15 protein-coding genes are annotated in these 23,089 nt (G+C 59.3%); 4 read left to right on the top strand and 11 right to left on the bottom strand.

Annotated elements, in window-relative coordinates; translation table 11 throughout:
• Nucleotides 1-182 precede the first annotated feature (182 nt).
• The gene (sbmA, locus tag KOL70_RS14350) at nucleotides 183-1,418 is read left to right on the top strand and encodes a peptide antibiotic transporter SbmA (RefSeq protein WP_021507809.1); all 1,236 of its coding nucleotides are present in this window, start codon (nucleotides 183-185) and stop codon (nucleotides 1,416-1,418) included.
• 121 nt (nucleotides 1,419-1,539) lie between these two features.
• On the opposite strand, the gene KOL70_RS14345 is transcribed toward sbmA, so the two are convergent.
• From KOL70_RS14345 to KOL70_RS14330, 4 genes are all read right to left on the bottom strand, one after another.
• The gene (locus KOL70_RS14345; RefSeq protein ID WP_132465776.1) at nucleotides 1,540-3,180 is read right to left on the bottom strand and encodes a dihydroxyacetone kinase subunit DhaK; all 1,641 of its coding nucleotides are present in this window, start codon (nucleotides 3,178-3,180) and stop codon (nucleotides 1,540-1,542) included.
• Nucleotides 3,181-3,301: 121 nt separating this feature from the next.
• Nucleotides 3,302-4,357, bottom strand: coding sequence for a YncE family protein (locus KOL70_RS14340; protein ID WP_021507812.1), 1,056 nt, complete (start codon nucleotides 4,355-4,357; stop codon nucleotides 3,302-3,304).
• Nucleotides 4,358-4,568: 211 nt separating this feature from the next.
• The gene (locus KOL70_RS14335; protein ID WP_058757538.1) at nucleotides 4,569-4,778 is read right to left on the bottom strand and encodes a DUF1471 domain-containing protein; all 210 of its coding nucleotides are present in this window, start codon (nucleotides 4,776-4,778) and stop codon (nucleotides 4,569-4,571) included.
• 291 nt (nucleotides 4,779-5,069) lie between these two features.
• A complete protein-coding gene (locus KOL70_RS14330; RefSeq protein WP_058757539.1) occupies nucleotides 5,070-6,257 on the bottom strand; it encodes an MFS transporter in 1,188 nt (395 codons plus the stop codon).
• Nucleotides 6,258-6,359: 102 nt separating this feature from the next.
• Here KOL70_RS14330 and KOL70_RS14325 point away from each other — a divergent pair, with 102 nt between their 5' ends.
• Nucleotides 6,360-7,316: an AraC family transcriptional regulator gene (locus KOL70_RS14325; protein WP_058780878.1), complete on the top strand. Its 957-nt coding sequence runs from the start codon at nucleotides 6,360-6,362 to the stop codon at nucleotides 7,314-7,316.
• Between the two features lie 3 nt (nucleotides 7,317-7,319).
• Here the strand turns inward: KOL70_RS14325 and KOL70_RS14320 are convergent, their stop codons facing one another.
• Nucleotides 7,320-8,864 carry a PAS domain-containing methyl-accepting chemotaxis protein gene (locus KOL70_RS14320; protein ID WP_141496169.1) on the bottom strand — a complete coding sequence of 515 codons (1,545 nt, stop codon included), beginning with the start codon at nucleotides 8,862-8,864 and terminating at the stop codon, nucleotides 7,320-7,322.
• A gap of 337 nt (nucleotides 8,865-9,201) precedes the next feature.
• Nucleotides 9,202-15,261, bottom strand: a complete 6,060-nt coding sequence (locus KOL70_RS14315) for an autotransporter outer membrane beta-barrel domain-containing protein (RefSeq protein WP_215480806.1) — start codon at nucleotides 15,259-15,261, stop codon at nucleotides 9,202-9,204.
• Nucleotides 15,262-15,392: 131 nt separating this feature from the next.
• On the opposite strand from KOL70_RS14315, the gene KOL70_RS14310 reads away from it, so the two are divergent.
• Nucleotides 15,393-15,632: a hypothetical protein gene (locus KOL70_RS14310; RefSeq protein WP_136546466.1), complete on the top strand. Its 240-nt coding sequence runs from the start codon at nucleotides 15,393-15,395 to the stop codon at nucleotides 15,630-15,632.
• Between the two features lie 94 nt (nucleotides 15,633-15,726).
• Here the strand turns inward: KOL70_RS14310 and murP are convergent, their stop codons facing one another.
• The 5 genes from murP to gltP all read right to left on the bottom strand — a co-directional run bounded on the left by murP (nucleotide 15,727) and on the right by gltP (nucleotide 20,400).
• Nucleotides 15,727-17,166 (bottom strand): PTS N-acetylmuramic acid transporter subunit IIBC, encoded by a 1,440-nt coding sequence (gene murP, locus KOL70_RS14305; protein ID WP_058774923.1) that lies wholly within the window; start codon nucleotides 17,164-17,166, stop codon nucleotides 15,727-15,729.
• On the bottom strand, nucleotides 17,166-18,077 hold the full coding sequence (gene murQ / locus KOL70_RS14300; RefSeq protein WP_215480805.1) for an N-acetylmuramic acid 6-phosphate etherase: 912 nt from the start codon (nucleotides 18,075-18,077) through the stop codon (nucleotides 17,166-17,168). The genes murP and murQ overlap by 1 nt, the downstream gene beginning before the upstream one ends.
• Before the next feature lie 146 nt (nucleotides 18,078-18,223).
• A complete protein-coding gene (locus KOL70_RS14295; RefSeq protein WP_058757543.1) occupies nucleotides 18,224-18,628 on the bottom strand; it encodes a type II toxin-antitoxin system HicB family antitoxin in 405 nt (134 codons plus the stop codon).
• Between the two features lie 118 nt (nucleotides 18,629-18,746).
• A complete protein-coding gene (locus tag KOL70_RS14290) occupies nucleotides 18,747-18,926 on the bottom strand; it encodes a type II toxin-antitoxin system HicA family toxin (protein ID WP_306460749.1) in 180 nt (59 codons plus the stop codon).
• 172 nt (nucleotides 18,927-19,098) lie between these two features.
• Entirely contained in the window at nucleotides 19,099-20,400 is a 1,302-nt protein-coding gene (gltP, locus tag KOL70_RS14285; RefSeq protein ID WP_058757544.1) for a glutamate/aspartate:proton symporter GltP, read from the bottom strand.
• Between the two features lie 580 nt (nucleotides 20,401-20,980).
• Between gltP and acs the strand changes: the two genes are divergently transcribed.
• The gene (gene acs, locus KOL70_RS14280) at nucleotides 20,981-22,936 is read left to right on the top strand and encodes an acetate--CoA ligase (protein ID WP_215480804.1); all 1,956 of its coding nucleotides are present in this window, start codon (nucleotides 20,981-20,983) and stop codon (nucleotides 22,934-22,936) included.
• The last annotated feature ends 153 nt before the right edge of the window (nucleotides 22,937-23,089 follow it).

Here is a 23,089-nt window from a genome sequence, read left to right as displayed (position 1 = left end):
CGTAGTGTAACACCATCGCCGTTAATAATTTAGTTTCCCGAAACAAATGAGCACAAAAAACTTAACAACTAACTCTGCCGCTTTACATAAATGCGGCGATGCTGTCATCGTCGGATACAACAGACAACAGACAGATAAATGCCGGAAGCGGTATAAAGAGTACACACAACAGCGGAGTGCCTATGTTTAAGTCCTATTTTCCGCGGCCGGCGCTGTTTTTCAGCTCGGCCGCGATTTGGAGCCTGATTGCCATTTTTGCCTGGTTTGGCTTTTTCAATGATTTTCCGGCGCGCTTTCCCGCTTTGCAGGCGGCGATGCAGCAGCCGCTGCCGACCAACGCCAGCCGCTTTATCCACGCCAGCCAGCTGTGGTTTTATGCCTACTACTGGATCATGGGCGGCGCCTTTGCGCTGGTGTGGCGCATCATCGACAACCATCCGTGGCAGCGCTGGTCGGTATGGGGATCGTTACTGATTATCTTTGTCACCTGGTTTGGCGTGCAGGTTGGCGTCGGCGTTAACGCCTGGTATGGTCCGTTTTACGACATGATTCAGCAGGCGCTGACCAAAGCTGGCTCGGTGAGCATCAATCAGTTCTATGTGCAGGTACTGGCGTTTCTCGGCATTGCGCTGATCGCGGTAGTGATCGGCGTGATGAACTCGTTTTTCGTCAGCCACTGGGTGTTCCGCTGGCGTACCGCGATGAACAACTACTACATGCATAACTGGCAGCGCCTGCGTCTGGTAGAAGGTGCCGCACAGCGTGTGCAGGAAGACACCATGCGCTTCGCCAGTACGCTGCAGGACTGGGGCATTAGCTTTATTCAGGCCATCATGACGCTGGTGGCGTTTCTGCCGGTGCTGGTGACGCTATCGCATCACGTGAAAGAAGTGCCGATCCTCGGCAATATCCCTTATGCGCTGGTGATCGCCGCGCTGCTGTGGTCGCTGTTTGGTACCGCGCTGCTGGCGCTGGTGGGAATTAAACTGCCGGGGCTGGAGTTCCGCAATCAGCGGGTGGAAGCCGCGTACCGTAAAGAGCTGGTGTACGGCGAGGACGATCCGCAGCGCGCCGCGCCGCCTACGGTGCAGGAGCTGTTCAGCCGCGTGCGTCACAATTATTTCCGCCTCTATTTCCACTATCTCTATTTCAACATCACGCGCATTCTGTATCTGCAGGTGGACAATGTGTTCGGGCTGTTCGTGCTGTTCCCTTCGATTGTTGCGGGCACCATCACGCTGGGGCTGCTTAACCAGATCACCAACGTGTTCGACCAGGTGCGCTCCTCCTTCCAGTATCTGATCACCTCGTGGTCCACGCTGATTACGCTGATGTCGATCTACAAACGTCTGCGCAGCTTCGAGCAGATTCTGCAGGATATTCCACACGACGAGATGCTGCGCGAAGCCTCGGAGTAAGCGGAAAAGGCTCAGGGGCAGGAGCGCGCGCTGTACGCCGACATCGCTCCGGACAGTCCCCTCTCCCGCCCGCGGGAGAGGGTTAGGGTGAGGGCGAACCCCGCACCCATCCGCCCCATCTTCAGCCCGCCAGCACCGCAAACACCTTCTCGATGGCGTACGCGCCCGGATCTTTCACGCCATCCAGACTCTGCTGATTCAGATAAGCCGAACGACCTGCCTTCGCACTCTGCATCTGTGCCGTCGCGTCGGCACCCTGTTGCGCCGCCGCCGCAGCAGCAGCCAGCGACTCTCCGGCCGCTAACGCCTCAAGTGCCGGCTGTAGCGCATCCACCAGGGTACGATGTCCCGGCTGCGCGCCGCCGTAGTGCTTCATCCGTTCCAGCCCGTGCATCAGCGCCTGCGGCAGCGTGCTGCCCTCCTCCAGCTGCTGTCCGGCCGAAGTAAACAGAATCGACATCAGCACGCCGCTCGATCCGCCCATCACCGTCGCCAGCTGTTCGCCTACCAGCGCCAGCAGCGTAGGCAACTCATCCAGCGGTAGCTGCTGTTCACGCAGGCCGCGCTGGATTTTCTTCGCGCCGGCGGCAAAGGTCGAGCCGGTATCGCCATCGCCGACTTTGGCGTCCAGCGCATTCAGCTCGCTCTCCAGATCGATCAGCGTCTGCGTCACGTGCTCAACCACCTGCGCCACTTCAGCGTTATCAGAAGGATCGAAATCCAGCACGCTGCCGATGCGTTCAGCGCGCTGCAGGCTGATGGGCGCAAAGTCGTACATCGGCGTCCAGCCCAGCACCTGCACCGGCGCATGCAGCGCCTCGAAAAACGCCTCTTCCAGCGCCAGCAGCGTCAGCGAAAACCCTTTCATATCCAGCGCGCTGACCAGGGTTGCCGGGCCAATTAAATGGGTGATGCGTGCCGCCAGCGGCGACTGCAGTACTTCGCGCGTGAGCAGCGCCAGCTCCAGCTGGGAAAAGCCGCCGAGATTGTTGATCATCAACAGCGCCTGTTTGCCGTCGGGCAGCGCCTGCGCCAGCTGATCGGTCATGATGCTGGTAATTTTGCGGCTGTTTTGCGTATCCAGCGTGATCACGCCCGGCTCACCGTGAATGCCCATCCCCAGCTCGCTGTGGCCCGCTGCCACGCGATCGTCGCGCTTTTCACCCGGAATGTGACAGGTGGCAAACGCCAGGCCGATGGAGGACGTGGCGTCGATGGTGCGCTGCGCCAGCGCTTTAACCTCGTCGAGCGATTGGCCGTGCTCCGCGGCGAAGCCAGCGATTTTGTGTACCAGCACGGTGCCGGCAATGCCGCGTGGCTGCGGGTTCTCCGGCAGCGCGATATCGTCCTGCACCATCACCAGCTCCACCTTGTAACCGAGATTTTTCGCCTTCTCCGCTGCGAGGCCAAAGTTGAGGCGGTCACCGGTGTAGTTCTTCACAATCAGCAGACAGCCCGCCTCACCGGTGACGTTAACGATGGCGTTCAGCACCGCATCAACGCTCGGCGAGGCGAAGATATCGCCGCACACCGCAGCGGTCAGCATCCCTTTGCCGACAAAGCCCGCGTGCGCCGGTTCATGGCCGGAGCCACCGCCGGAAATCAGTGCGACTTTGCTTTTATCCCAGTCCGAACGCACCACCACGCGAATCTCATCGCCCAGATCGAGACGGGTCAGATTGTGCCACGGTGTGCTGAGTAACACGCCTTCGATCGCTTCGTTCACCAGATCGTTTTTTTCATGCATAAAAAACTGGCTCATTGCACTCTCCCCTTAGGTGTTGTCGTCCTAAAGGTAGCGTAAGCCGGGCGGGAAAGGGGGGATCAAGGCCGGAAATGCAAAGGGCGACACACGTCGCCCCTGAGTTTCGGATAATTACGCCCTACAGCGCGATGCGTAACACGCTGTCCGGGTTTTTTGGCGGTTCCTTGCGTGAGCCCGGCTGCTTGATGCTGACGAACAGCGTGTTGCCATCGGCGGAGAGCGCCAGGCTGTTCGGCAGGCCCGGCGCTTTCACCGTGCGTTTCACTTTATAGCTGCTGGCATCGATGATGCTGATCTCACCGGCTTTACGGTGCGTGACATACAGCTCGTCACGGTCAGCATTGAACAGCACCGCCAGCGATTCCGGTACCTCAATACGCTGAATCACCTGCTGTGTCCGGGTATCCAGCACCAGCACCTGCGGCTGCTTCGCATCGCTGAGGAAAGCGCGGTGGCCTTTGCTATCCAGCGCAATGTTCAGGAAAAAGTGCTCTTTATCACCGTCAATTTTCTGACGTTTTTCAATCGCGTTCAGGCGGGTATTGATGGTGACCAGCTCGCCATCGGCATTGGTGACATATAGTTTCTGCGCGGCGGCATCCAGCGCCAGCCCGGTGCCCATTTTGCCGGTATTCGGGATAGTGCTGATGAGCTGCAGCGTTTTGCCATCCACCACCCACACCACGCTTTGCGCGCCGAGACCGGTGATGTACACGCGATTGGTTAGCGCATCCGCGACCAGTTCACGCGGCTGCAGCGGACGAACCGTGTCACCGCGCTTGCGGCCATCCAGCACCAGCGTGTTGATCACCTTACCGCTGCTGGCATCCACTGCCGTCAGCGCACCGTTGACCGTGTTGCCAAAGTACAGCACGTTGGTGTGCTGATTGATGGCGGCACCAAAGGTCTTCAGTTCAGTGCTGATGGTTTGCTTCACCGCCAGATTCTGCGGATCGAGACGGTAAACAGTACCGCCCTGCGGATTGCCGGCGTTTTGCGCCGTGGCGAGGAACAGCGCGTTGTCGCTGTTGCTGAAGGCCAGTTCGTAGGCGCCTTTGGCGATCGGCTGATTGAGCGGCTGCGTTTCCGCCGCCTGCAGCGCGCTGCAGGACAGCAGCGCCGTGGCCACCAGTAGCGGACGCAGCGCCCACTGCATTGTTTTATTCGCTTTCATAACTTCTCCATAGCAAAACCACCGCCGTGCGGCAGTGAAATGAAAGCCCGACATTGCAACCAATAGGAAATTCAGCCCGAGGCGAGCCGATAAGGATGTTAGTTTTTGCGAATAATAATCATTTATGCGGAAAAGGGACAGGATTTTATGGCGTTAGCAACGCCGCCAGGGCGCCCGAAGGCACCCTGTCAGCACAGAGGGTAGGGCAAACTTATTGGGTCAGTTCTGCGGTCATGTGAACGCCGTTGTTGAAGTTGGCTTCAGTCACTTTGTAGGAAGCACCAAGTTCCTGGGCTTTAGCAGCGATTTGCGCTTCAGCACCGTCAAGCGTAGAGGCGGTAGCGGTCACGCTTTGCGCGAAGCTGGCAAATGGCAGAACAGAGAGAGCAATAACAGCAGCAAAAGTTTTGATGGTTTTCATGGTCATTTCCTTAATGAGGTTTGATTGAATAAGGCGACATCGCCTTGATGAGAGATATAGTAGGCCGGCAACCGATCAAAAAAAAGCGCAGAGATTTGCCGAAGTCATTCGAATATTTTGACTATAAAAAGCACGTTTAGCGCAACCTGTGCGCAAAGGGTTAAAAAACCACGATTTGATTAAAAGGCAGGATTTATTGCTGTGATTGGTGAGGCCAGGCATACGCGGCAAAAGCGGCGCCGCGACACACCCTGAAGCGTGTCGCGGCGCGCCTGATGGCGGTAAACGGATTTAACCGTGATGCCGCACGCGGGTAAAGATGGTGATGGCGGCCAGCAGCATCAGCACGCCGCTGGCAAGGAATACGCCGCCCGCGCCCTGCAGATCGAACATCCAGCCACCGGCTGCCGCACCGGCGGTGATCGCCAGCTGAATAGTTGCCACCAGCAGACCGCCGCCCGATTCGGCGTCGTCTGGCACCGCGCGCGACAGCCAGGTTGACCAGCCAGTCGGCATTGAACCAAACGCCAGCCCCCACAGCGCGACGCCGCTCGCCACCAGCCAGGAGACGTGGCCAAAGCTCACCAGCAGCACCGCCGTCACGCTCATCACCAGCGCCATGCCGGTCAGCGTCAGCGACACGCTGCGCGTCACCAGCCACGCGGCCAGCGAGGTGCCGAAGAAGTTCGCCACGCCGAACGCCAGCAGCACCAGCGACAGCTGATTCACATTCAGCTGCGCGCTGGTTTCCAGGAACGGACGCAGATAGGTAAAGAAGGCAAAATGGCCGGTAAACATCATGATCACCGCCAGCATGCCCCAGCGCATCACGCTCTGACGCAGCAGGTCCAGCACGCCGCCGCTGCGCGCTTTGTTCTCCGGCGGCATCGACGGCAGGGTGAAGAACTGCCAGAACAGCGCCAGCACGCCCAAAACACCGGTCAGCAGGAAGATGTTACGCCAGCCAATCAGCCCGCCAAGATAGCTGCCCAGCGGCGCGGCAATGATGGTGGCCAGCGAAATACCGCTGAACACAATCGACAGCGCGCGCGGCACCTGATCGGCGGGCACCAGCCGCATGGTAATGGCGGTCGACAGTGTCCAGAAGCCGCCAATCGCCATGCCGAGCAGCACGCGCGCCAGTAAAATCATCGGCAGATTTTCGGCAAACGCCACCAGCAGCGCCGAGGCGATGAGCAGCAACGTGAACGCCAGCATCACCAGGCGGCGGTCGAGGCGGCGCGTGACGTTACCGATCACCAGGCTGGTCAGCAGCGCCACCAGCGCGGTAACCGTGACCGTCTGACCCGCCTGCCCTTCGCTGACGCGTAGCGAGTCGGCAATGGGTGTCAGCAAGCTCACCGGCAGAAATTCTGCGGTGATCAGGCCGAAGACGCCAAACGCCATGGCGAACACCGCGCCCCATGCGGGTTTCTCTACCGCAATGCTTGTTTCCACTACTTCAGTATCCAGACTCATCTGCGATCCCCATCACAAAATATCAGGCTGTAAGCATAGAGAGACGACGCAAGACGATCTATGATACAGAAACTTTGTTTTTTGATAATTCGTCTGGATTGTATGAGCCGCTATGAAGATTTGACCAGCGAACTGCTGATGGGCATGCGCCTGTACGGCGTCAAATATCAGCGCATCGCGCTGCATGCGCCGTTTGGCCTGCAATATGATGACGCCCCGGGCAAGGCGCAACTGCACTTTGTTGGCCGCGGCTCGCTGCTGATTCGCTCCGCTTCCGGCACCGTCTATCCGCTGCAGGCGGGCGATGCACTGCTGATTCCGCACGGTAAGCCGCACGCGCTGATCTCCGGCGAAGATGCGGTGTGCGTGCCGATCGCTACCTTTAACAGCAAACCCATCTGCGACAGCGTGTGCGCCATCAACGATGCGCCGGACGCGGATGCCTGCCCGGACGACAGCGATGTGATTTTATTCAGCGCCTGCATGGCGTTTGAGCTGGGCGGCATGCAGCCGCTGGTGCACACCATGCCGGACGTGATGCTGGTCAGCACGCTGCTGGCGCAATATCCGGAGATCCAGCCGATTCTGGATGCCATGGAGCGTGAAACACGTCAGCGCAAAGCGGGCTTTGCCGGCATTTTGTCGCGGCTGGCCGATGTGGTGGCGGCGCAAATTGTGCGGGGCTGGGTGGAGAATGGCTGTGGTCAGGGCAGCGGGCTGGTGCAGGCCCTGCGCGATCCACGCCTCAGCCTGGCGATGGCGGCCATGCACCGCGCGCCCGGTGAAAACTGGACGGTGGAGCGGCTGGCGCGCGAATCCGGCAGTTCACGCTCGGTGTTTGCCGCGCGCTTTCAAAACGCCACCGGCATGACGCCGCTGCGCTACCTCACCGAACTGCGCATGCGTCTGGCGGTTGAGCGTATTGTGAACGATGGCGAAGCGGTGGAGAGCGTGGCGTTCCACCTCGGTTACGGTTCACTGGCCGCCTTCAGTCGCGCCTTCAAACGCATTGTCGGCACGCCGCCCGGCGCACTGCGCGCCGGACGTGAAGTGTCGTGAAACTTAGCGAAACACGCTGATCGCTTCAACCAGCCGGTTGGCCTGATGCGCCATTCGGCCGGAGGCTTCTGCACCTTCCGCCACGCGCGCCGCGTTCTGATGGGTGATGTCGTCGAGATCCTCCACCGCGCTACTGACTTCGCTCAGCGCGATGGATTGTTCGGCCGTCGCCGCGCTGATTTGCGCGATCAGGGCGGTGACATTCTGCACCTGATCGACAATCGCCTGCATCGTGTGGCCGGCCGCATCGGCGTGATCGCTGCCCGACTGCACGCGGCCGGCGCTGGTTTCCACCAGGTTTTTGATCTCGCTGGCGGCTTTGGCGCTGCGCTGTGCCAGACTGCGCACCTCGCCCGCTACCACCGCAAAGCCTTTGCCCTGCTCACCGGCACGTGCCGCTTCCACCGCCGCGTTCAGCGCCAGAATATTGGTCTGGAAAGCGATGCCGTCAATCACGCTGGTGATGTTGGCGATACGCTTCGAGCTGTCGGCAATTTCCGCCATCATGCCGACCATCTCCTGCATCACTTCACCGCCTTTGATCGCCGCTGCGCTGGTGCTGGCCGACAGCGTATTCACTTCGCTGGCGGTTTCCGTATTGCTTTTGACCGTGGCGGTCATTTCGTTCATGGTCGCCGCCGTTTGCTGCACGTTCGCCGCCGCCTGCTCGGTGCGACGGCTCAGCTCATCATTGCTGCGCGCGATGGCGTCGCTGGCGCTCAGAACGTTGATCGCCTGGCCACTGACGTCATCCACCAGCCAGCGGAACATCAGGCCCAGCTGGCCGATAGCGCGCTGCGTCATGCCGATCTCATCCACCCGATCGATGTGCTCGACTTTGTGGCTGGCGCCGGTGGCCACGCTCAGGGCCTGACGGCACATGCGCTCCATCGGGCGCGAGATCTGCTGCTCCAGCCACAGGCTGGCCAGCAGCAGCAGCCCGGCCATGCCGCCGCTGAAGCAGCCGATCGCCAGCGGTGCCATGCCCAGCAGCCAGACGCTCAGCACCGACAGCGGCAGCAGCGCGATTAGCGTACTGCGGATGCGCCAGCGCAGCGGCAGCGTTTTCAGCACTGAGGTCAGTCGCCGCCAGCCGCTGCCAACAATCAGTCCCTTATGAAAGCGACGCCCTTTGGCACGCCCTTCACGAAAATCACGGTACAGCGCTTCGCACTGACGGATCTCCTCCGCCGACGGTTTGGTGCGTACCGACATATAGCCCTGCAGCTTGCCCTCGCGCACCACCGGAATGGCATTGGCGCGCACCCAGTAGTGATCGCCATTCTTGCGCCGGTTCTTGACCAGCGCGGTCCAGGGTTCGCCCTGCTTCAGCGTGCTCCACATATCGGCGAACGCTTCCGGCGGCATATCCGGATGACGCACCATGTTGTGTGGCTGGCCGTTGACCTCCTCCGGGGTGAATCCGCTGACCTCAATAAAAGCGTCGTTGGCGTAGGTGATGTGGCTGTTGAGATCGGTGGTCGACATCAGCGTGGCGCGATCGTCGAAGACGAATTCACGCTGGGTGATGGGCTGGTTATTACGCATGTGTGAGTCCTTGCAAAACGCAGGCTGAAGAGAAATCGATAATACTTTTTTACCTTTTCGGCAGCACAATGGCCTGGCTTTAGCGCGGCTATTTAATTTTTGTTCTTAATAAAGCCGGAGTGCGCGGCGCTTCACAGTTCTGGCCGCGGGCGGGATCGATAAAAAATCATTTAGGGTAAATGAGATCGAGCTTTGGCTGAACGGCGTGTCAGCAGCGGTGCGCATGAATGCGCACCCTACAGAAAAACGTGCCATCACCGCATCCCTGCACATCCCGCCACATGCCCCATTCTTGTAGGGTCGCCGTTCACGGCGACCGCGTCATGTGCACGTACTGTCAGAACTGCCAGCGCACGCCGAGGTTGTAACGCCAGCCTCTGGCGCCGTTGCCGTCGATCTCCTTGCGGTAATCCGCTTCGGCGTACAGCGACACATCCTGCTGCAGCGTCACCGTGCCGCCGGCACCCACTTCCCACATCTGGCCAAAATTACCGCTGCTGAAGCTGGCGCCGAGCGCCGGGTTATCGGCAGCCGACACCGACGCCTGCGTCGTGCCGCCCCAGCCTTTGTAATAATTCGCGCGCAGATAAGGCGTGTACTGGCGGTTGCTGTCATCGGTCCAGCTGCGGTCGAGACGCGCGCCGAGACGGCCAATCGTCTGGTGATAATCGCCATAGCGCACCTGGTTATTGTCCTCATCCGTGAAATCGTTCATGTTCAGTTTCAGGTACATCAGCTGCGCCTGCGGCTCCAGCTTGTAGCCCTCGCCGAGTTCAAACGGATAACCGCTCTCCAGCGAGGCGGTCCAGCCGTGGCCCTTCAGCCTGGCCTCGCGCTGCTGGCGCGCAATGTCGGTTTCACCACGATGCCAGTCAAACGACAGCACGCCGTCAAGGTAAAAGCCGTTCTGGCGCTGCCAGGTGCCGTACAGCGCCAGGCTGTCGCTGTCAAAACTGGTGCTGCTGTAACCGTCTGCCGCCTGCGGACGGATGCGCGTATTGCCGCGCGTGTAGGCCACGCCGCCGCGCAGGCTGTCCTGCTCACCGTCGAGACGCAGCAGGTTGCCGCCAAGCTGCACCGCGCTGTAGTCGAGGTCAAACCCGTAGCCGTAATCGCTAAAGCTGCGGTCGCTTTTGTATTTCAGATTCGAGCCGATGTAGCGCAGGAACATCTCACCGCCGTTACCCGCCGGGCGCGTCTGCTCGTGACGCAGTTCGCCGAGACGCTTGTGCAGGTCATCAATAATCGCGGCGGTGTAATAGGCGAGGCCAACCGGTGCCGAAATGTACGAAGGCACCTGCGGCACCACCGCCGGACGCGCATCGTAGCGCTGTGGCGTGCCAAATCCGCTGGTCACCAGCGCTGGCTGGCAGCTGTCGCTGTCCTCGCACACGTAGTAGTTTGCCAGCCGGTAATCCCAGTAATTGTTGCCGCTGCCGCTCAGCAGGCGCTGAGCCGGATCGCTACTGCCCGGCGCGAAGCTGTACAGCCGGTACTGCCACGGTCCGGCACCGAGATAGCCATCCCTGAGCGCAAAGCTGTTCTGGCCAGCGTTGCCGCCCACCTGCGCCAGCGAAATGCCTTCATTGCCCTCAATGCCGCCGTTGCGGTTGCGATCGGTGAGCGCCGCACTGCTTGCCGCATCGAGCCTGACGTTGAGCAGCGTGGTGCCGCTGGCGTTACCGCTGACGTTGATGTGGTCGGTAAACTGGTTGCTCAGCGCGCCGCCGTCATTGAGGCGCGTCACCAGATTCGCCTGACCGCCCATCGACGCCAGCGAGCCGTTGATGTCCAGCGTATTGCCTGGCGAACCGCCGCCATTGGTGAGGTCCAGCGTACCGCTGTTATTCACCTGCAGCGAATCCGCTGTGCCACCCGCCAGCGTGGGATGCACGTTGTCACCGGCATACAGCGTTGAGCGCCCATCAATATTGATGGTGCTGTGCGCCAGCTGCAGATTGTCGGTCAGCGTCCAGCGGCTATCCGCGAAGTTAATGATGCTCCAGCCGCTGCCGAGGTTAACGCCTTTGCTCAGGTCATCCGCGCTGAAGCTGCCGCCGCGCGCCGTAATCTGGTCAAAGGTCAGGCTGTTACCGGTGCCGTTGCCGCTGGTGAGATGGTAAGTAGTGCTGAGATCGACGCCGCTGACGTCGGCGATATTATTGTTGTCTGCGCCCATGGTCAGGCTGCCGTTGAGCGTGCCGCCGGTCCAGCGGAACGTGTCGCTGCCGCCGCCAGGATTGATGTCGCCCAGCACGTCACCCTGGGTCAGCAAAATCACATCGTCGGCGTTACTGCCCGCCACCGCCACGCTTTGCGCCGTGGCCGTCACGATAGTACCGAGGTTCTCAAATACCGTTTTGCCGCCGCGCAGATCGACCACCGGTGCCGTCAGGCTGCTGGAGCGCAGCGTGCCGCGGTTGACGATGGTGCCGGCGGTACTGGAGACCAGTGCCGAACCGCCTGCCGCATTAGTGATATTGACGCTGGCGGCGGTGACGATATTTCCCGTGGTGTTGGCGCGAATCCCGGTGCCGCCGGTGCCGGTGACATTGAAAACGTAACCCGAACCCAGCAGCAGATCGCCGCCGGTGGTCGATCCATCGGCGTTGGCGATAGTCAGGCCGTTACCGCTGCCGGATACATGGGTGGTCACGGTGGAGGCAGGATCGAACGCGACGGCGGTGCGGATGCCGTTGCCATCGCCAACGTTGAGTGTCAGGTTGCTCAGGCTAACGTTGCCCAGCTCCGCGCGGTTTTCGATGCCATTGCCGCTGCCCAGTACGTTGATGGTGGCGTCGCGCGCGCTGAGCGCCGCCGCGCCGCTGTCGAGCAAAATGCCATGCGCCGTGCCGCGCGTGGTGATCAGCGTATCGCTGCCGGTCAGTGCCAGCTGCGCACCGTCGCTGATGCGCACGCCGGCCACGCCGTTATCGACATTGATGCTGCCGCCCTGCGCCAGCGTGGTGCCGCTGCCGCCGACATCTAACCCGGTGCCGTTGCTGACGTTAACCACGCCATTGTTGGTCAGCGTGCTGCCGGCGCGCGAGCGCATGCCGATGCTATTGCTGCCGGTCAGCGTCAGTGCGCCATTGTTCTCGAGTTCCGCGCCGTTGGTCAGGTCGAAACCCACGGCACCGTTGCCAGCGCCGCTGATGCGGGCATTGCTGGTGACGCGGGTGGCGGCAGCGCTGCCGTCCAGCGCATTGCTGAGATCGCTGCGCAGCGTATTCACCAGTACGCCCACCGCGTTGTTGCCGCTGAGCGTGATGGTGCTGCTGCCGTCGAGCGTCGCCGCTGCGCCGCCCTCGACGCGCACGGCGGTGCTCTCCTCGCCGCTGGCGGTCAGATTGAGGTTGGCGCTGTTGAGGCTGCTGCCGCTGCCGGAAACAATCACGCCGGTGCTGCTGGCGGCGCTGGCGCTCAGGCTGTTCGGCGTGCTGAAGCTCAGCGCCGCGCCGTCGTCAAGGCGGTAGCCGGTCGAACCACGCGTGCTGACATCCAGCGCGCTGGTGGCGGCGCGGATGCGCGAACCGTTACCCGCAGCGTGATAGGCGATCTGGTCGCTATTGTTAAAGATCGGCGTCGATCCGGCGGCGATATTCACCAGTGCACCGTCCAGCGCTTCGGCGCCGATGGCGCCACTGCCGTTGAGCGTGAGCGTGCCGCCGTTGAGGTTCGCCACCGCCTGGCTACCGCTGGCGCTGACGCCGCGCGTACGGCGGGTGGTGCTGCCGCCATTGACGTCGATGTTGCCGCTGTTGCTGGCGGTGGTAGCGAAGGTGCTGCCCGCGCTGTTCACCGAGATTCCGGTGCCGCCGTCGCTGATGCTGATATTGCCGCTGTTGCTGCCGGTCGCCCCGCTCTCCACGCGCAGGCCGGTGGTATTGGCCCCGCTGAAGTTGATGTTGCCGCTGTTGCTGAGCTGCGCGCGGTTGCGTGCCAGATAGCCGGTGATGCCGTTCTGCGCCGAGTTGAGTTCTGCGGCGGAGGTCAGCCGCGTGCTGGCGACCGGCGCACGGCTGTTGGCACCGGTCAGCGTATGTTTCTGCCCGTCGGCAATCGCGCCCGTGGCGTTGCTGCCACTGAGGGTAATGGTGGTCGCCGCGTCAATATTGCCCTGCGCACCGCCCTCGATATTGACGCCGGTGGCACCGGTGCCGCTGACGTTAATCGTGGCGTTGTTGGTCTTCACCAATGTTCCGCCACCGCCGGTGCCGTTCACCGCCACCGCACCCGCGCCGGAGGCGGTCAGCGTGGTATTAGTCCCGTCAAACGTCGCGCCCTGTTCGATGCGGAAGAGCGTCGAGTTAGTGGTGGTGACGTCAAACGCGTTGTTGTCGTCCACGTTGATCAGCGCATTCGGGCCATAGGCAAAAAAACCGATTTGATTGCTGCCGGTGCTGAAGCGGGGAATGGCATTCTGCGTGACGTTAACCGTGGCGTTGCCGCGCGCGTGCACGCCAATCGCGCCGTTGCCGGTGAGGTTAATCGGCCCGTCCACGTTCGCTGCGGCAGTGCCGCTGCCCTGGCCTTCCACCCACACGCCAAAGTTGCGCGTGCCGCTGGCCGGATCGGCTCCGCCTGCCACGTTGATGGTCCCGGTGGAGCTGGCGGCGGCGCTGTTACCACTGGTGGCCAGCACTTTCAGGCCGGTGCCGTTAACGCCATTGAGGTTGATGGTGCCGCGATTCTCCAGCGTACCGTTGCTGTTAGTGACCAGCATGCCGACGTTCTCGCGCGGCACGCGCGCAGCGCTGCCGTTGACGTCGATGGTGCCGCTGTTGATCAGCGTGGCATTGCTGGCACCGCTGACCGACATCCCGGCGGCGTTCTGTACGCGCGAGCCAATCACAATCGCCCCGTCGTTGGTGGCGCTACCGTTGGCCAGCAGCGCAATGCCGCTGGTCAGCCCGCTCTGGTTCAGGGCGGTCTCCGCCACGTTGTCGCTCAGGCTGTTCTGCGCGCCTCGCCCGAGATAAATCGTGCCGCCGCTGTTGTTGGTAAATCGGCTGCTGTCGGTGGTGAGCAGCACGCCGGAGGTGGTGCCGCGCGCGCTGGAACCGTTGACGCCCACATTGATATTGCCGCTATTGCTGGCCTGCGCATTGGCATCAAGACGGATGCCCGCCACGCCGTTGGTCAGATTGCTGCCGGTGGTACCGAGGTTAAGCACGCCATTGTTAGTGAAATCACCGCCGTTTTGTACCGTTACCGCCGTGGCGTTGTTGCTGGCCGCGCCGACGCCGGTGCCATCAATACGGTTGAGGAAGCCGCCGTTGATGACGCCGCTGCTGCTGTTGGTAGCCGTCGCGCCATCCAGCGCCAGCGCGGTGCCGCGGCTCGACAGTTTCCCGTCGATGGTAGCATTGGCCCCATTGGCCACGCGTACCGCGCCATCGCTGGCCCCTACCACTTCCAGCGTTTTACCGGCGGCGATAGTGACCTGCGAACCGGCGCCTTCGGCATTGATCACCACGCGGCTACCTATCGGCTGCGTCACTTCATCCGGCGCAGTGGCGCTGACGTTATAGACAATATCGCCGTTGGTGATAGTGACCGCCTGATTGAACGCGCTGAGGTAGCTGGCCGGCGCGAGATTGCCGGCCTGCAGCTGACTCACCAGCCAGTTATTGTAGCTTTGCAGCTGGCTGGCATTGGTGACGTTGAAGGCGGTGGTTTTGCCGTCCAGCGTCTGCACGCTAAAGCTGCCGTTATAGGTCGCAAGGTTTTGTACCGCCAGGCTGTCGGTCACCTGGCCGCCGGAAACGTTGGCCGCAGAACCATTGAAGGTGATGCGGTTGTTGTTGTTCCAGTTGAGGGTGCCGCCGTTACTGACCTGAAACAGCGTGGTGTTTTTGGCCGCCATGGTCCAGGCGTTGGTGCTGGCGCTGCTGTTGGCGTTAGCCTGACCAATGCTGACATCCAGCGAACTGCCGCTGCCGCTGACGTCAGCGATGCGCGCGTCGATATACTGATTGTCATTCACGTTTTGCAGATCCGGCACCACCGTGCTGGCGGTAACCGGTGCCTGCGCCACCAGGCTGGCGGAATCAAACACCTGAAAGGTGGTGTTGCCGCCGGTAGTGGGATCCGGCACGGTGATGGCCAGGTTTTGCGGACCGGGATCGAGACGTGCCTGATTAAGGTATTGTGCGCCCGCCGCGATGGTCACCTGGCCGAGCGTGGTGTTGACCGCCCCGTCGATGCCCGGCTCAAACGCCTGATTACCGGTTAAGGTTGCGCTACCGCCGTTAACGATCAGCGCGCCGCTCTGCTGGTCGTTATCGCGCGGATTATACGCGCCCAGTGTTGCCGCTTCCCCCACGCCGGGGAAATAAAACACCGCCTGCGCAGCGACGATCCCTAACGCAATGGGATTCCGGGTGAATCTCATACAACCTCCAGTAACAAGCAATCAGCGACGCTGTGAAAGCACAGCGAAAAAAGAACAAAGGGGCAGATGGGCGAACTCTATTTTCACAAAACGAATCAAGTGGTTAATTACGGGCACAGAGGGTGCCGCTGATGCGTGAAAATCAGGAGAAAGCTGTTGCTTATATAGACTTTATGGCTGCACAGATCAAAAGCGAGCCCGGAGATATTTATCAGGATGAAATAAGAATTTCGCAGGAAATGAAAGGCTATAACCCTGGTTTAAATAAGGCTTATAGTGATAACGCATTAATATCACGTGATTTATCTTCAGCCACTCCAGTAAAGTCTGGACGGGTGATAATTCTCACGCTCAATAATAAGCAGCGCTAACGAAATACTGCAATTGTGAGCCAGCCCACAATTGCAGCAAAATCATCCATTTAATGACATCGGACCTCTTGACGGTCTACTCGCGCAGGCTTTTCTAGCTTAAATCGACGTTTTTGGTGCCGCCCCACCAGGTAAAGACGAAGCCGCCGATCCACGCCACGATCAGCCCCACCAGATAGACCGCCATACCGGCAAAGATGCCCTGCGAAGAGGTCATCAGCGGCAGCGTCACCAGTCCTGACGGGCCAAACACCGTGTTCATGCCCACCGGCAGACCGAGCCACGCCACCAGCCCGATAAAGAAGCCGCCCAGCGCACCGCCGAAGCAGGCGGTGATAAACGGTTTAAGACGCGGCAGCGTTACGCCATAGATGAGCGGCTCACCGACGCCCAGCAGACCTGGCACGATAGCGCCTTTAATCTGGCTGCGCAGCAGCGAGTGCTTATCGGCTTTACACCATAGCGCCAGCGAAGCGCCGACCTGACCGGCACCGGCCATGGCGAGTATCGGGAACAGCGAATTGAAACCCTGGGTTTCCATCAGCGCAAAATAGACCGGAATAAAGCCCTGATGAATGCCGAACATCACCGCAATCAGGAATAAACCGGCCAGAATGGCACAGCCGAACGGGTTATTGTTCAGGTGGATAAACAGCCACGACATGCCTTTAAACAGCTCGCCGCCAATCGGCATGATCACCAGGAACGTCACCGCGCCGGTAATTAACAGCGTCAGCAGCGAGGTGAGGATCATATCGAGATTATCCGGGATAATTTTGCGCAGCTGTTTCTCCAGCCAGGCACCAAATATCGCCGCCAGCAGCACGCCAATAATATTGCCGCGCGGATCGATGGTCAGGCCGAAGAAATCCTGCATGCCGCTGTAATAGCCGACGGTCGCGTTCGGGACATAACCCAGCACAAACAGCGAGGCGATGATCGCACCGTTCACGCCGGTGCCGCCAAACGCTTTCTGCGCGTTATAGCCGATTAAGATGCTGAGGAAGGTGAACAACCCTTTGCCGAACACCTTCATATAAGCCACGGTGTCCAGCAGCCAGCGGGCGTGTTCCCCGGGCTGATTAAGATGGCACACCTGCTCAATCAGCGTGGCAAACCCCAGCAGTAATCCGGCACCGATAAAGCCCGGGATCAGCGGGGTAAAAATGGTGGCAAAGCAGGAGAGAAAACGGTGCAGCGCGCTGGTTTGCTTCGCTTTCATCTGCTGCTTCTGCGCGCTGGCGATGCTGTGCAGATCGCCCGGCGCCTCTGGCGTGGCGCTGTTCAGCATCGCCTGCATTTTTTCCGCTGCGGTTTGCGCTTTGCCAGGACCGAGCACAATCTGTAGCTGGGCATCGCTGTCAATCACGCCCAGCACGCCGGGCAGCGTTTTCAGCCGGGCGCTGTCGACCCGCGCGGCATCGGCCAGCGTCAGACGCAGACGCGTCATGCAGTTACCGCAGTGCACGACGTTGCCAGCGCCGCCGACCGCCTGCAGGATATCGCGCAATAAGCTTTCAGTGATCGCCGCCATCATTGCGCTCCTGCGTGGTGTAAAGCCTGGCGGATAAAGCCGTGGTTCTGCGCCAGCAGCGCCTGCGCGTCATCGGCGCTCAGGTCTGCCAGTATCATCACAATGGCGGTTTTACAGTGGCCGCCGCACGCTGCCAGCGCCTGCTGCGCGCGGGCATCGTCACATTCGGTGGCCTGCTTAACGATGTTGATTTGCCGCTGCACCAGTTTCTGATTAGTGGCTTCTACGTCGACCATCAGGTTGCCGTACACTTTGCCGCTGCGGATCATGGCGCCGGTGGTCAGCATATTGAGCACCAGCTTCTGCGCGGTGCCGGCTTTCATGCGTGACGAGCCGGTGACCACTTCCGGGCCCACCACCGGCGTCAGGGCGACGTCCGCCGCCTGCGACATGGCGCTGTTGGGATTACAGGTCAGCGCAGCGGTGAAGGCGCCCTGCTGCTTCGCCCAGGCGAGCGCACCAAGCACATAAGGCGTGCGTCCGCTGGCAGCAATGCCGACCAGCACATCGTGCGCCGAAAAGTCGATATCTTTTAAATCCTGCGCGCCCTGCTCACGGTTGTCCTCGGCGTTTTCCACCGCCTGTAAAATGGCGGTATGGCCGCCGGCGATCAGCCCGACCACCTGACTGCGCGGCGTGCCGAACGTGGGCGGGCATTCACTGGCATCGAGAATACCGAGACGGCCAGAGGTCCCGGCACCGCAGTAAATCAGACGTCCGCCCTGGCTGAATGCCGCCGTGATGGCATCCACCACCTCAGCAATCTGCGGCACGATAGCTTCCACCGCCAGCGCCACCTTTTTGTCTTCATCGTTAATGACGCGCAGCATCGCTTCCGTGTTCAGCTCGTCAATGTTCTGGCTCGCCGGGTTGCGGCCCTCGGTGATCATCTGGCTCAGATCAATGTTCATGTTCGCTCCCTTCAGGAATAATTTATTCTTGGAACTATATATCATATAGAATTGTTAATTCCTCCTGCTCAGGTCAATTTTTTTACCTTTTGCGGTAGCGGGCATAAAAAAACCCGCCAGAAGGCGGGTTGGATTAAGAAGAAGCACTAGATGTTTGCCAGTTCTCTGCGTGCCAGCGCGGCGAGAAAGCCGCTACGGGAGCCGTATTCGCGGTGTGCTTCTACGTGGCTATCGATTTTGGTCAGTAAGTTTTGCGGCAGGGTGATGTTCAGCTTCACCGCTTTACCTTCGTAACGACTGAGATCAATCTCAACGAAAGCCCAGTAACCTCCCTGGCACTCTTCATCATTAATATGGGTTTCAACGCTGGCTGCTTTTGGAATGGCCTTGCCTGCGTCCGCTAACGATTCCACATGCGCATCGATTGCACCAAATGCATCGCTCAACGCCTCGTCAACGGTGTTGCCCGCAAAAAAACATCCCTGCACGTCGGGTACGAAACCTGACCAGCTGCCGTTTTCTGTTTTGTGCAAATAAACGGGGAATCTCATGGTGAGTCCTTATGTAAATTGCCTTCTTGATTATCTACTGCGGACATGAAAAGCATTGCAATGCCTGCTGCACCTGACATTGCTAATTGTTCCAAATCGGGGGCAAAGCCCCCGTATATCAGTCCATCATTTTCAATAGCTTACGTAATGTTCCGGTTGCCAGGTCTTTTTCAGGATGAGGAAGCGAGATGTGATATGGCTTATCTGCACGGACAAACACATGATGGCTTCCTTTAACACGATCCAGAATCCACCCTCGTTCAAGCAACATCCTAATCAGCTCCCTGCTGCTCAACACAACCTCCTGAGGTCATCGTGAATATTATATACCCACCATAACCACCGATTCAATTTCAGTGGTTATGGTGGGTATATATTTAAACTTTCTTCAGTAGCTCACCACGACAGGACTTGTCTGCAAAATATAAAAAAACCCGCCAGAAGGCGGGTTCAGACAGAGAGCGTGTCGCTTAGCTGGCGCTTTGCGTGCGCAGCTGCAGCTCGTAGGCGGCGGCCTGTTTGGTATCAAACTGGTTTTCCCAGCGGGCGATAACCAGCACCGCCAGCGCGTTACCAATGACGTTGAGCGCGGTGCGCGCCATGTCCATGATACGGTCGACGCCGGCGATAAACGCCAGACCTTCCAGCGGAATGCCGACGCTGCCCAGCGTCGCCAGCAGCACCACAAACGACACGCCCGGCACGCCCGCGATGCCTTTCGACGTCACCATCAGCGTCAGCACCAGAATGATCTCATCGGTCAGCGACAGATCAATACCGTACAGCTGAGCGATAAAGATCGCCGCGATGCTCTGGTACAAAGTAGAGCCATCGAGGTTAAACGAGTAGCCGGTCGGCACCACGAAGCTGGTGATCGCCTTCGGCGCGCCGTAGGCTTCCATCTTCTGCATGATGCGCGGCAGCACAGTCTCTGAACTGGAGGTGGAATACGCCAGAATCAGCTCATCTTTCAGAATGCGCATCAGGGTGGTAATACGCAGCTTGCAGAAGCGCGCCACCGCACCCAGCACCACGAACGCAAAGAACAGAATCGCCACGTACACCAGCAGCACCAGCTTGGCCAGCGGATAAAGTGAGGCAAAACCGAAGTTAGCAATAGTGACGGCAATCAGCGCAAACACCCCGACCGGCGCATAGCGCATGATCATGTGCGTCACTTTAAACATGGTTTCGGAAATGGAACGGAATACGGTCACCAGCGGATCGCGATGCTCCGACGGCAGCGCTGACAGTCCCATGCCAAACAGTACCGAGAAGAAGATAATCGGCAGCATGTCGCCTTTGACCAGCGAGGCGAAAATATTCTGCGGGATCAGCGACAGAATGGTCGTCACCAGGCCATGTGGCGCACCCTGCACGGCTTCCGTTGTGGCTTCGTATTTAGAGATGTCCACCGTTGCCAGCGTTGACATATCAATGCCGCTGCCGGGTTGGAATACGTTGGCCAGCGTGATGCCGACCACAATGGCAATGGTGGTAATCACTTCAAAATAGATGATGGTTTTCACACCAATCCGCCCGAGCTTTTTCGCATCACCCACGCCGGCGATGCCGACAATCAGTGAGGAAATAACAATCGGCACCACAATCATCTTGATGAGATGAATAAAGATGTCGCCGGCAGGAGTAAGAATGTTAGTGATTAACCATTCACGATCGTCTGGCTGATTATGCAGCACGGTTCCGACGATAACGCCGAGAATCAGGGCAATCAGAATCTGCCACGCGAGGGTGAGTTTAAAACCTTTCATAACGCGTTATTTCCTCAGTTAAAACCCCTTTGCTCTGCTGCGAAGGTGCAGAAGACATTACACACAGGGAAGTGAGCAAAAGCCCGATAAAATAGAGGGTTATAATGGACTGCATCGGTTACCGCTGCGCCGGCATTATGCGCCCGCGCGATGATGCAGCCTGAGTTGATACCTGCTGAACAGGGCCGAGATAAGTACCATTTTCACTACGGTAAATGCAACCCCTGGGGCGATAGCTTAAATCCTGCACAGCCAGGCAGCATAAAATGCTGCTGACATGCGCCTGTCATAACTCGCTGTTATGAAAAGTGTTAATTCGATAATTTTCCGCATAGCTATTCAGGATTGCTGAAAAAACGCGCCGGTCTGTTTGCTGCTTATTTAACCGGCTGGTTCATAATTTTATTGATCCAGCCAGTGGTTTTGTCTCATTTCCTGCGCCGGTAAACAGATTGAATTGGGTGACTTTTCAGCCTTACACAAGGTCGTGATCCAGACTGCAAAACAGAAACAAAGCCCGGCCTCACTCTTCAATTAACCTTTGATTGACATATGATTAACATCTTCAAGGAGGTCAGCCATGAGCCAAATACACAAGCATCCCGTACCCGCTGCCATCGCAGCGAATGCCCTGATTAATGCCGATCAGTATGCGGCGCTGTATCAACAGTCGGTTGACGATCCCGAGACCTTTTGGGGCGAACAAGGCAAAATCCTCGACTGGATGACGCCCTACAGCAAAGTGAAAAATACCTCGTTTGCCCCCGGCAATATTTCGATTCGCTGGTATGAAGATGGCGCGCTGAATCTTGCCGCCAACTGTCTCGATCGCCACCTGGCCACGCGCGGCGATCACCCGGCGATTATCTGGGAAGGCGATGACGCCAGCGAAAGCAAAACCCTGACCTTCCGTGAACTGCACGCCGACGTCTGCCGCTTCGCCAACGTGCTGACCGGCCTTGGCGTGAAGAAAGGCGATGTGGTGGCGATTTACATGCCGATGGTGCCGGAAGCCGCGGTCGCCATGCTGGCCTGCGCGCGCATCGGCGCCGTGCACTCGGTCATTTTTGGCGGCTTCTCACCTGAAGCGGTGGCCGGACGCGTAGTGGATTCCAGTGCAAAACTGGTGATTACCGCTGACGAAGGCGTGCGTGCCGGACGCAGCATTCCGCTGAAGAAAAACGTGGACGATGCGCTGAACAATCCAAACGTCACCAGCGTGAAAAACGTGGTGGTGTTCCAGCGCACCGGCAAAGAGACCGGCTGGCACGAAGGCCGCGATCTGTGGTGGCATGAACTGATGGCGAAAGCCAGCGATCAGCATCAGCCGGTAGCGGTCGAGGCCGAACATCCGCTGTTTATCCTTTATACCTCCGGCTCCACCGGCAAGCCGAAAGGCGTGCTGCACACCACCGGTGGTTACCTGGTGTATGCTGCCACCACCTTCAAATATGTTTTTGATTATCATGAAGATGATGTGTACTGGTGCACCGCCGACGTGGGCTGGATTACGGGGCACAGCTATCTGATCTACGGTCCGCTGGCCTGCGGGGCCACCACGCTGATGTTCGAAGGCGTACCCAACTGGCCACAGCCCAGCCGCATGGCGGAAGTGGTGGATAAACATAAGGTCACGCTGCTGTACACCGCGCCGACCGCTATCCGCGCGCTGATGGCCGAGGGTGATAAAGCGATTGCCGGCACCCAGCGCAGCAGCCTGCGCATCATGGGATCGGTCGGTGAGCCCATCAACCCGGAAGCCTGGGAGTGGTATTACAAAAAGATTGGCGACAGCCGTTGCCCGATCGTCGACACCTGGTGGCAGACCGAAACCGGCGGCTTCATGATTACGCCGCTGCCTGGTGCCACCGAGCTGAAGGCCGGCTCGGCCACCAAACCGTTCTTTGGCGTCCAGCCGGCGCTGGTGGATAACGAAGGTAATACGCTGGACGGTGCCACCGAGGGTAACCTGGTGATCGTCGACTCCTGGCCCGGCCAGGCACGCACGCTGTTTGGCGATCACGATCGCTTCGAGCAAACCTACTTCTCGACGTTTAAAAATCGCTACTTCAGCGGCGACGGCGCGCGCCGTGACGACGATGGCTATTACTGGATCACCGGCCGCGTCGATGACGTGCTGAACGTCTCCGGCCACCGGCTTGGCACGGCGGAGATCGAGTCCGCGCTGGTCTCGCATCCGAAAATTGCCGAAGCCGCGGTGGTGGGGATTCCGCACAGCATTAAAGGACAGGCGATCTATGCTTATATCACGCTGAATCACGGCGAAGAGCCGTCGCCAGAGCTGTACAGTGAGGTGCGCAACTGGGTGCGTAAAGAGATCGGCCCGATTGCCACGCCAGACGTGTTGCACTGGACCGATTCGCTGCCAAAAACCCGCTCCGGCAAAATCATGCGCCGCATTCTGCGCAAGATCGCCGCCGGCGATACCAGCAACTTTGGCGATACTTCAACGCTGGCCGATCCGGGCGTGGTGGAGAAATTGCTCGAGGAGAAACAGTCGATCACCATGCCATAACCGGCATTGACCCGGCGGAGAGTATCAGCCTGTCCCCGGCAGGCAGCTCTCCGCTCTTCCATCCTTACGCCGTATGCTTTTCACCATCGCACAACCTTTATAACTAGAATATTCAGCCAGTTAAATCACGTTGCCGTGAGTTTTCTGTCTGCC

The organism is Pantoea sp. B270 (genome assembly GCF_018726825.1).
GTDB classification, from domain to species: domain Bacteria; phylum Pseudomonadota; class Gammaproteobacteria; order Enterobacterales; family Enterobacteriaceae; genus Pantoea; species Pantoea dispersa.
Note: the sequence above shows the minus strand (reverse complement) of the source record. Positions and strands in the feature narration are given on the sequence as shown.